Origin of the sequence: Sphingobacterium sp. IITKGP-BTPF85, from assembly GCF_001006065.1 — a bacterium.
In the GTDB taxonomy this organism is placed as follows: domain Bacteria; phylum Bacteroidota; class Bacteroidia; order Sphingobacteriales; family Sphingobacteriaceae; genus Sphingobacterium; species Sphingobacterium anhuiense.
Window position 1 is genome coordinate 1 of sequence record NZ_ASZT02000197.1, and the last position, 7329, is coordinate 7329.

The 7329-nt window shown below is 35.3% G+C and carries 10 protein-coding genes; 5 read left to right on the forward strand and 5 right to left on the reverse strand.

From position 1 onward, the window contains the following. Nucleotides 1-180: hypothetical protein (locus L950_RS31100; protein WP_021189415.1), on the forward strand; the 180-nt coding region annotated here is incomplete at its 5' end. Nucleotides 181-452: 272 nt separating this feature from the next. Here the strand turns inward: L950_RS31100 and L950_RS34485 are convergent. The 5 genes from L950_RS34485 to L950_RS23230 all read right to left on the reverse strand — a co-directional run bounded on the left by L950_RS34485 (nucleotide 453) and on the right by L950_RS23230 (nucleotide 3426). Next, nucleotides 453-875 (reverse strand): hypothetical protein, encoded by a 423-nt coding sequence (locus L950_RS34485; protein WP_231577821.1) that lies wholly within the window; start codon nucleotides 873-875, stop codon nucleotides 453-455. 20 nt (nucleotides 876-895) lie between these two features. Further along, nucleotides 896-1426: an alpha/beta hydrolase gene (locus L950_RS34490; RefSeq protein WP_231577822.1), complete on the reverse strand. Its 531-nt coding sequence runs from the start codon at nucleotides 1424-1426 to the stop codon at nucleotides 896-898. Between the two features lie 39 nt (nucleotides 1427-1465). Then, nucleotides 1466-1885, reverse strand: a complete 420-nt coding sequence (locus L950_RS23220) for a cyclophilin-like fold protein (protein WP_021189416.1) — start codon at nucleotides 1883-1885, stop codon at nucleotides 1466-1468. Between the two features lie 62 nt (nucleotides 1886-1947). After that, nucleotides 1948-2511, reverse strand: coding sequence for a sugar O-acetyltransferase (locus tag L950_RS23225; RefSeq protein WP_021189417.1), 564 nt, complete (start codon nucleotides 2509-2511; stop codon nucleotides 1948-1950). 93 nt (nucleotides 2512-2604) lie between these two features. Next, nucleotides 2605-3426, reverse strand: coding sequence for a helix-turn-helix domain-containing protein (locus L950_RS23230; RefSeq protein ID WP_021189418.1), 822 nt, complete (start codon nucleotides 3424-3426; stop codon nucleotides 2605-2607). 985 nt (nucleotides 3427-4411) lie between these two features. Here L950_RS23230 and L950_RS23235 point away from each other — a divergent pair. From L950_RS23235 to L950_RS23245, 4 genes are all read left to right on the forward strand, one after another. Further along, nucleotides 4412-4888, forward strand: coding sequence for a hypothetical protein (locus L950_RS23235; RefSeq protein WP_021189419.1), 477 nt, complete (start codon nucleotides 4412-4414; stop codon nucleotides 4886-4888). A 1022-nt stretch (nucleotides 4889-5910) separates the two neighbouring features. Further along, nucleotides 5911-6501, forward strand: coding sequence for a hypothetical protein (locus L950_RS23240; RefSeq protein WP_021189421.1), 591 nt, complete (start codon nucleotides 5911-5913; stop codon nucleotides 6499-6501). A 94-nt stretch (nucleotides 6502-6595) separates the two neighbouring features. Then, complete coding sequence (locus tag L950_RS37600; RefSeq protein ID WP_197086662.1) at nucleotides 6596-6775, forward strand: PLDc N-terminal domain-containing protein; 180 nt, start codon at nucleotides 6596-6598, stop codon at nucleotides 6773-6775. 354 nt (nucleotides 6776-7129) lie between these two features. Next, the gene (locus L950_RS23245; protein WP_021189423.1) at nucleotides 7130-7327 is read left to right on the forward strand and encodes a hypothetical protein; all 198 of its coding nucleotides are present in this window, start codon (nucleotides 7130-7132) and stop codon (nucleotides 7325-7327) included. Nucleotides 7328-7329: the final 2 nt, after the last annotated feature.

A 7329-nucleotide genomic window follows, 5' to 3' on the forward strand; every position in this document is an offset into this window, starting at 1 on the left:
TTATGCATATACCCCAAAGAAGCGGCGGTTATATTAGGACGTACAGAAAAACACACCTACAAAATCTTCCAGTCTATACGCGATTGCTACGGACTGAAAGCAAACCAGTATGTCAGCATCAGTATATTTGCGGAGTATACTGGATTACCGGAAGAAGAAATTAGAAAGCTACTGCTCTAATTAGCTTTAAATAGAAACAGCTGGAGAGGACTGTTTCTAAACAAGCTACCCTGAAAAGTAAAGGCAGGAATTATTTACTTCAATAAGCAACAAAAAAAGGCTGCCTTTTGTTAGACAGTCTTGTAAAAAAATTGACCATAAGGGATTATAGTATTATTTCAAATTATCTTTAAAAAAGGTTTCCAATCTGTCAAAAGGAATTTTATCCTTTTTATCGTATAGATCGACATGATCGGCACCAGGTATTATAACCAGTTCCTTTGGCCCTGAAATCATTTTATAAACATCTTCAGAATAATAGCGCGAATGCGCATTTTCTCCAGCAACAAGCATGACCGCACGAGCTCCGAGCATTTCAATGTTTGCATGCATCGGAAAACTAAAAAATGACATCGGTGTTGTAGCTGTCCAGGCTGTGGTAGATTGATAGATCTGGAATGAAAACCACGCGCTGTTCTATAATAATCAAAGAAAGAGGCTAGTACAGGATCGGGATTAGCAGGCAACGTTTCAGGAAGTATACGTGTTCCTTTTATCATATTGACGTTTTCATCAAACGGTACTTCATGCAGCCCCACTGCATAGTTGCCATTCTCCGCATCTTTCCAGCGCTGCTGACTTAAGTAATCGACAACTTGTTGACGCTGCTCTTGGGTATAACTGTCTTGATAGCTTCGGCTGATACTACGGGACATATCGTACATCGAGGCAGTAGCTACCGCTTGATCCGCGAATCGCTTGTCGCTGCCGTAAGCGCCATACCACTCAGACCACAGATCGCCATTAGACCAATACGATTTCGGTCAACAGTAGGCAATAGTCCAATATAATCTACCGCAGCACTGAAATCTTCCGTAAAGATATCAGGTGAAGCGACACCGCGAACCTCGCCACCGCTTTCCCCCGTAAAAGAAGGGTCAAAAGCTAAGGTCACAAACCCTCTGGAAGCCAGTTCACTGGCATATAAACCAGATGACTGTTCTTTTACAGCTCCAAACGGCCCGCTTAATACCAAAGCAGGTAGTTTCTCGGTTCCCGCATTTTTCGGCGTATATAAATCTCCGGAAACCATGATTCCATAACGGTTCTTAAAAGTAATTTCCTTACGCTCTACCTTATCGTTCAGTTGAAACGTATAATGTTCTTGATTTTCCATTTCTTTTTGATTTTGAGTTAATAACGTCTGACCATACGATTGCCCCAACAGGATCAAAGAAACCGCTATTAAAATTGATAGTTTTTTCATCACTTTATTTTTCTAATTATGAAGATTAACCTTCACATACTATTGTTCCACCAGTTCAAAATATACGTTCTTTACAGTACCTGTAACATTGATAACATCAATACACTCAGTTATTCTTCCTATCCTGATCAAGTCTCGGGAGCCTGAATAACTGCCATAAAAAATAGCAATATTACCCCCCGGAGCATATACATTTATATCTCCAATCTTAGGATCGCTGACAGCTTTTCGTGCTGCTGTAGATAATTTTTTCGGTGGGTAGAATATCTTTTCTTTCCCAGCGAAGTCCTCCATATCAACAGTTAAAGGGAGTTGGGCAATGAAATCTTTTGTTGTAGGATTTTCATACAAAATTGCCTTAACCACCTTATCTCCACTAGTTATTTTCAATTTCATAACTTTTTTGTTTGCTAGAGTGTCCCTTTGGATTTCATTTTTAACCCTATTTTCCGATGGCATACAGGCACTGCTCTGTAAGCTGGTAAAAAGGAATAGCAGCATATAAATCATCCTTTCCATCACTATTCAATGTTCTTAAGCATTTTCGCCGGGATCCCCCCGAAAATGCAATTGTCGGGTACATCTTTTGAAACAACTGCACCTGCCGCGATAACAGAATTTTCGCCAATGGTCACGCCTGCCAGTATAGTCGCATTTGCTCCGATCCATGCATTTCTTTTAATGTGAATATGGCCAGGAACCAGCGATTGTCTGTCTTTAGCGGCTATCGGATGCCCTTCCGACAGCAGACTGACTTTGGGTGCAATCTGCACATTGTCTTCTATCGTGATACCGCCCAGATCCAAAAAAACACAATCAAAATTGATAAAAACGTTTTTACCGATCTTGGTATTTTTCCCATAATTGATATACAAGGGTGTAAAAACCGCCGTATTTTCATCAATTTCTGTTGCTGTAATCTGCGACAAAAAATTGCGTACCTCGGCAGGATCATCAGAACTGTTCATCTGGAGAAGCAACTTTTTTGTAGCAAAGGAAGCTTCCCTCAATTTATATGCTTCGGGATCACCTGCTGGTACAGTTTCACCGTTTCGCAAGCGTTCAAAAATATCAACTGTTTGCATTATATCTCCTTTATTTACAATACAAAATTAAAGCAAAAACCTCACAACAGCATTGTTGTGAGGCTCAATTATCTTTTCTCTAAAGCTCAATTTTTAAGCTTCTGTAGGCGGTACGCCATATTGCTTTTTAAATGCCGTAGAAAAATGTGAGGGATTTTTAAAACCCACTTCCACATAAACTTCCTGTACTTTTTTGCCCTCTTCTTTCAGTTTGACGTAGGCCGCTTCCAGCCGTTTTTTGATCAACCATTTTTGGGGGCTAAGGTTACTGATTTTTTGAAAATCCCTTTTAAATGTTGCCAAACTCCGCCCCGTATAGGCAGCAATCTGTTCCATCGTGAGGTCATCCATATAATGATCGTTCAGAAACTCCAGGATATCGATCTTCCAAGGGTCAGTAAAATCAAATAATATAGGATAAAAAATATCCGAATTATCCAGCAGCGCATAAATACCTTCCAGCAATTTCAGATGGGTAACACCATCGGTCGGTTTTATATTTTCATCAAAATAAGGCGTGAGCGATTGAAACAGACTGGTGATAGCAGGGCTCGGTTCAATCTGAACAACATTTTTATCGGAAATCAAGACTCTTTTAGGCAAGTACGCCTTATCAAACTTACTGTAAAACTCGCGCAATATGCTCCGGTTGAATGTCAAAGAAATTCCTTTATATAATTCACTTCCTTTGCTGTTTTTGTACATTGTCAATCGGTGGTTTCGCCTTACAAATGCACATTCACCAGCTTTTATTTTAATCCTCTTATTTCCGTCCTCTATAATCTGCTCGCCCGAATACAGGTACACCAAAACATGTTCTGGTGCTGCATGAATACATTTTTCACTAAAATCTGTAAAACAGGAAAGGAAAATACCCGAATAGCTTATTGTCTTTAATGTATCAGTCTGTTTCATCGTTGACAGTTTATATTACATATTTATTAGATAATGACAAAGCTACACATTCTATCTCAAGAGAATATTTCTGTCCGGCTCAAAGTTGATACATCAATACATGCACAAGTATAGCAATTGGCAGAGGAGGAAATACGGAAACTATTTTAAGCACAGACCAGCAGACATATAATCCCGTTCAGAAGGTCTTTCACGCGCTACATACCGCATACCCATCTGCGTAGATCCATCAACGGAATCTAGATCGAGCTTTTTAAATAATCGATCGGGTAAAAAGTGTTATCATAATTGGTTTTTTGATAACGTCGACCGGATTTTTACTCAAATACGAAGGTATTTCTTCCTCTCGGGATAGCGCATAGCTGGCCCCGTTGCAAGTTTTTTGCATTTTTCTAAGGTTTAAATTGGCTCCCTTATACCCTACCCTATTGGACATAGCTTGGGCATTAAGGAAACCAGGTTAAAAAAATAAATCGAGAAAATGCAATTAAATAGTCTTCGTCAAATGGTTATATAAAGGTCTCCGCTATTGCATAATTTGGATTAAAAACAAAACCGATTTTTATAATATCAATGTATTACGATAAAATATTAACGAAAATTATTTGCTTTAATAAAGAAAAGATTGTACTTTTAAAGTGGAAATTAGAAAAGTAGGCCTCCGATCCTCTTTTTGTTGGAGCATATACAACTGTGCACTAATAAAATAAAAGTTGGTAACATACAACCATTCAGGAATGGTAAGAAGCTGATAATAACCTATCAAGAAATTAAGGAGATCAAGAAAATTTAAGAATAAGAAAGGTGAAGATGATAATGATCCTCTTTACCTGATTCCAATTTTGAGATAGAAGTTTCATTTTGGACAGGTAAGCAAACATTATACAAAGACGAAGTTCCCGTGGAGCGATCCACAGAAAAAGGCAAGCCTTTTTTAATACAAGATAATAACGGAGATATTGTGAAAAGCTAAAAAGTTAAGATTATGAAAGCAACAAAAATATATGCAGTTATGACAAATGAGAAAAGCATAGAGCATGTTACTAATTTGGAAGCTGTATTTTCAACATATGAAAAGGCGGAGAACCACATTAATCAACTATTCCCAAATACAGTGAACACCACTAGAGAAATATGTGAATTTGATTTGGACCCATATGAAAATCAGATTCTTAATAAAGAGAATTATTACTTTTTAGCTGCATACTATGAAGATGATTTCTACCAAATACAGGTCGATAAAACCTCTGACCATATATTTCCTGATAATCTGAACTATTTAGATATCGACGGTGATCCGACAGGTCAAGAGCCGGGTTTCAACTATTATTGCTTTGCAGCATCTGCGGAAGAAGCGCTAACGAAATTTAAAGCCGAGCTCCTACCCTATATGAAAGCACATAACATCAATTTACCATTTGCTGAGCCGAAAATAAATCTTAGTGGAAAATATTTTTATTAGTGGGGTGATCATAATACGATCACATCAGTAATTGATAATGAATATGCTGAGCTAGAAAATATTTACGGCGTTTCAGGGGGAAAGTTTGATGACTAACGCATTGAAATTGATATTAAATCATATCGAAGCGAAAACAGATCAGAATAGTTTAAAAGCACATAAACTTGGATATAAAACATTTTCTCCACAATGTGCAGAAATTGAATGCTCGCTTTAAGGCATTCTTAAAAGGTATAAAATAAAATGGATAAATAGATATGAATGATTTAATTAAATCCTTTGAGCAAAAGCTTATGATATTGATCAAGAAAGTATTGAAAGAGACCTTATTATAAAAGCTAAAAAAGAAAAAGAAAAAATAGAAAATGATAACTATTGGAGTAATTTCAAAAAATTTCAAGAAGAGTTCGAAAAATTAGTCTGTACTGACTTCAAGAAACTCTATAGTGCTTTGAAAGGCCCTCTCATGCAAAGAAATATCGTAATTAGAAACGAATCGCATAGAAATATTGGTCGCAAATATTTTGATTTAAAGTTTTATACTTACGCATTGATCTCACTTAGTGACCGATCACTATGTGTGAGTGATAGGTGGAATAAACAAGCCTTTATTTTATTAAAAGGTGATCATGTAAAAAATACGATTTCACTTTATGATTGTAATCAGGACTTAGAATATATATCTATTTTTTTGAGAACAATGTACTCGATAACCCATTAGAGCAGTTTCTGATCGAGGATTATAAGTTTACTTTATTGAAACCTCATATTGAAAAGTGGTTAGATCGCAATTTGGACAGAATTCTTAAGACTGAAAATTACAAATCGAATAACAACATTATTTGACCCTAAAAGTGTTACTTACACAACATGAAATTTCGTTGGTGACTGGAAAGTTTATCTTCAGGGGGAACGTTTATTAACAGTAGAGCTGACAGAATTTAGACATTAATCTCTGCTAGAGGATTACAATCCTAAGAAAACGAGAAAGATTTTGGGATAAAATAAAATATTAGACTGATATGGAAGACCTTATTAAATCACTAGAAAAAAGTCTTTTAAACTTTGATAAAGAAAGTATTGAAAAAGACTTAACAAAAAGAGAAAAGAAGGAAAAGGAATATCTAAAGTATGAAATCTATTGGGCTAAGTTCAAGAAATTTAAAGCAGATTTCGAGAGGTTAATGTTCACTGATTTTAATGAACTAGCGAGTCGTTTAAAAACCCCTCTTCTGGAAAAAAACATTGTGCTAAAAACCGAAACGCATAAAAAAAATAGTCCCAGATATTTTAACCCAGATATTTCTTTTTATATAATTATATCGATTGGTGACAAAGCGATCATCATAGATAAGCGTTGGAAAAAATCACCTTTTCTTTTAATAAAGGGTAATCATGAAAAAGGTACAATTGAGCTGTATAATTGCAATCAAGATCTAGCATTTGTGTCTAATTTTATTAGAAAAAATATATGGGGTACTCCAATAGAGCATTTTAAAATAGATGAGTATAAGTTCGCCTTATTAAAACCACATATTGAAAACTGGCTAGATAAAACTGTAGACAGAATTCTTGACAGCACGTCTTACAAAATGAATAATAAGATTGTTTGATCTGAAAAGCTAACCAATTAAAGAATTACTATAATCGATTCTATAACCAAAAGAACTAATGAATTTATCCTTTATTAACATAGGAACAACGGAGATGGCACTTCTTGTTATCCCTCCTCTTCTAGTAGTCATTTATACAATTTATCATATTATAAACAATGATAATCTGTCTAGTAGCAAAAGAATCCTATGGCTGTCGTCAGTACTACTCTTGAATATTTTTGGATGCCTTTTCTACTGGTTGTTAGGTAAAGAGAAGACTAAAGCCATATGAAACACCAATTTACATTACCTAATTTTTAAACGACAAATCAAGAAGATAGCAAATCAAATGAGTTTAATAATTCTGCGCCCATTAAAGGATTTCGCTTCTTCACTCACAACTATAAAAAAATAAAATGAAAAAGTTATTATCATTCATAATTATGACAACTGTGATATTTAGTTGTTTTGCTCAAAAACCAAAAAAAACTATAAAATATAGAAGAGCTGATACGGGTCGCTATACTACGAAAGAATATAATTCAAAAAATCCTAAAACTACTATTAAGGAAACAAGGAAAAAGAAATAATGCTAACAATTATAATCTAAAGTTATGATAGAAACTTAATCCCAATCATCTTTACGTTGGTTCTAATTATTATTATTTACGTAAATAATATAAAATCTCGAAGCTTACAGGACAAAAAAGAAACTGCTAGAAAAGAGTTAGAGCATAAACGGAGGCAGGAAATAGAGAATAAAGTAATCGATAGTATGGCGGCTATCATGAAAGATCGGGTACTTTTTACACAAAAAATTATGGCTGGATATACTGGAGCATAGTG